Origin of the sequence: Streptococcus sp. GMD5S (assembly GCF_000298715.2) — a bacterium.
Taxonomy (GTDB): domain Bacteria; phylum Bacillota; class Bacilli; order Lactobacillales; family Streptococcaceae; genus Streptococcus.
Window position 1 is genome coordinate 1 of sequence record NZ_AJRG02000033.1, and the last position, 3,691, is coordinate 3,691.

General features: G+C 34.5%; 2 protein-coding genes. Both read left to right on the forward strand.

The window, feature by feature from the left end; genetic code table 11:
* Window positions 1-1,422, forward strand: a 1,422-nt coding sequence (locus tag GMD5S_RS0209465; RefSeq protein ID WP_016893861.1) for an ATP-binding cassette domain-containing protein, incomplete at its 5' end; no start/stop codon positions are given.
* Between the two features lie 61 nt (window positions 1,423-1,483).
* The coding region (locus GMD5S_RS0209470) for a YfhO family protein (RefSeq protein ID WP_016893862.1) at window positions 1,484-3,691 on the forward strand (2,208 nt) is incomplete at its 3' end.

The following is a 3,691-nucleotide window of genomic DNA, read 5'->3' on the forward strand; positions in this document are numbered from 1 at the left end:
GTTCTCCGTCAAAATCATTTTGACTATGAAGATGAGCGAGTTATTGATGTCGTCATTATGGGAAATGAAAAACTTTACAACATCATGAAAGAAAAAGATGCCATTTACATGAAGGAAGATTTTTCCGATGAAGATGGTGTTCGTGCAGCTGAACTTGAAGGTGAATTTGCTGAACTTGGAGGTTGGGAATCAGAAAGTGAAGCATCTCAATTACTTCAAAACCTAAACATTCCAGAAGAATTGCACTATCAAAACATGAGCGAATTGTCTAATGGTGAAAAAGTGAAGGTTCTCCTTGCTAAAGCCTTATTTGGTAAACCTGATGTTCTTCTTTTGGACGAGCCAACCAATGGTTTAGATATCCAATCGATTACTTGGCTAGAAGACTTCTTGATTGACTTTGATAACACCGTTATCGTTGTATCCCATGACCGTCACTTCTTAAACAAAGTATGTACTCATATGGCCGACCTTGACTTTGGAAAAATCAAACTCTATGTCGGAAACTACGACTTTTGGAAGGAATCTTCTGAGCTTGCTGCTAAATTGCTAGCAGACCGTAATGCCAAGGCAGAAGAAAAAATTAAGCAATTGCAAGAATTCGTTGCTCGCTTCTCTGCCAACGCTTCTAAGTCAAGACAAGCAACGTCTCGTAAAAAAATGCTTGACAAGATTGAATTAGAAGAGATTGTTCCTTCTAGTCGTAAATACCCATTTATCAACTTTAAAGCAGAACGTGAGATTGGTAATGATCTCTTGACAGTAGAAAATCTAACTGTAAAGATTGATGGCGAAACTATCCTAGACAATATTAGTTTCATCTTGCGTCCAGGTGATAAGACAGCTCTTATTGGACAAAATGACATCCAAACGACTGCATTAATTCGTGCAATTATGGGTGACATCGACTATGAAGGAACTGTCAAGTGGGGAGTTACTACTAGCCGTTCTTACTTGCCAAAAGACAACTCGGCTGATTTTGCAGGAGGAGAGTCAATCCTTGACTGGCTGCGTCAATTTGCAAGTAAAGAAGAAGATGACAATACCTTCCTACGTGGTTTCCTTGGTCGTATGCTCTTTTCTGGAGATGAGGTTAACAAAACTGTAAACGTCTTGTCAGGGGGAGAAAAAGTACGTGTCATGCTTTCAAAACTCATGCTCTTGAAATCAAATGTCCTTGTACTTGATGATCCAACAAATCACTTGGACTTGGAATCTATCTCAAGCTTGAACGATGGATTGAAAAACTTTAAAGAATCAATCATCTTTGCTAGTCATGATCACGAGTTCATTCAAACTTTAGCAAACCATATTATTGTTTTGTCTAAGAATGGCGTCATTGATCGTATCGATGAAACCTATGATGAATTCCTAGAAAATGCAGAAGTACAAGCAAAAGTTAAAGAACTTTGGAAAGATTAAATAAGACTTCAAAACTCAGTTGGGGTAACCAACTGAGTTTTCTATCATTCTACGAGGTAACATGAAATCATTTTTTAAAACATATTGGACCTATTTTGTTTCCTTCATCATTCCTTTAGTAATTATGACTGGAGTATACCTAACTCAAGGTATCTACTGGAATAGCGATATATCTCCACTATTAGGAGACGGTTTCCATCAATACGTTATTTTTGATGTGGCTTTACGAAATATTTTACATGGAAATGGTAGTTTGTTTTACACCTTTACAAGTGGCCTCGGACTGAATTTCTATGCTCTATCTAGTTATTACTTGGGTAGTTTTCTCTCACCTCTGGTTTACTTTTTTAATCTGTCGAATATGCCAGATGCTGTTTATCTGACCACTCTATTAAAATTTGGATTTATTGGTCTATCAACCTTCTTTAGTCTAAATAGATTATTTAAAGATATCCCAAAATTTTTAAAACTTGCCTTATCTACTTCCTATGCTTTAATGAGCTTCACTGTCAGTCAGTTAGAGATTAAAACCTGGCTAGATGTTTTTATCTTGATTCCTTTAATTATAACTGGTTTACACCTACTTATAACACAAAAGAAGCGCCTACTATACTTTACAAGTTTGTCAATCTTATTTATTCAAAATTATTATTTTGGGTATATGACAGCATTGTTTCTTATTTTCTGGTATCTCTGCCAAATTTCTTGGGACTTTAAAACTCGAAAATCATCTTTTATAGATTTTATTATCACTTCCTTTTTAGCAGGAATGGCTAGTTTGATTATGACCCTTCCTACACTGTTTGATTTACAAACTCATGGGGAGAAGTTAACTGCCATCACAAAATTAAAAACAGAAAGTAGCTGGTATCTAGATATTTTCGCAAAACAATTCATTGGATCTTTTGATACAACTAAGTATGGATCCATACCAATGATTTTTGTTGGATTGCTTCCTTTTATTTTAACCATTCTATTTTTCACAATAAAATCCATAAGGTTTCACGTGAAACTTATCTATGCAATTTTTTTTACTTTTTTAATAACAGGCTTTTACATAGAGGCACTTGATTTATTTTGGCAAGGGATGCATACCCCGAATATGTTTTTGCATCGCTATGCTTGGATTTTTTCCACTCTGTTAATTTATACTGCAGCAGAAGTCTTAAATCGTCTGAAAGAACTGAAGCTATGGAATCTATTTGTCTCACTTTTTCTTGTACTAACAGGATTTTTGGCCACTGTCTATTTTAAATCACACTATTCTTTTTTAACTGATTTGAATATCCTACTCACTCTTGAATTTCTACTAGTTTATGCTCTTTTACTTCTTGCAGTCATTAGAAAATTTATCTCTGTAAATCTATTTGCAATTCTTTTGTCTTTATTTATAACAGTTGAGATAAGCTTAAATGCTTCATCTCAAATAGAAGGAATAGCTAAAGAATGGGCCTTTGCTTCTCGTAGCGCCTATAATAGAGATATCACTGCTATGGAATCCATTCTAAACCAAATTGACAATCCATTTACACGTACTGAAAAACTGCAAATTCAGACTGGGAATGACAGTATGAAATTTAACTACAATGGAATCTCTCAATTTTCGTCTGTACGAAATCGCTCAGCTAGCACTAGTTTGGATAAACTGGGATTCAAATCCTCTGGAACCAACCTCAATCTCCGTTATGTAAATAACAGTCTTTTAGCAGACAGTTTATTTGGAATCCAGTACAATATTTCTGAAACTTCACTTGATAAGTATGGCTTTCAAGAGATTTATCAAAAGGATCATTTAACCTTATATAAAAATCAACTCTCTTTACCCATTGCCTTTGCCACTCAATCTATTTACAAAGATGTAAACTTTAACAATCACACTTTAGATAATCAGGCTTTATTTATAAACCAGCTTGCTAATCTCAACTTAGATTACTTCTCCCAAATAGCATCTGATAAAACAGATACTTCAGATGGTTTAACGAGCATCACAGGTTCTGCGAATGAAGATGCAAAGATTGATTATCAAATTGAGGTTCCTCAAAATAGCCAAGTCTATCTCTCTTTTTCAAATCTTCATTTTACGAATGATAAACAAAAGAAAGTTGACATCATTGTCAACGGTGAAAAAAAGACTTTTACAAATGACAATGCATTTAATTTCTTTAATTTGGGTTATACTGAAGAACAAAAAACTTTCAATATCAGTGTTAGTTTCCCTGGAAATTCTCAGGTGTCATTTGAATCTCCAACCTTCTATCGTTTAGATACT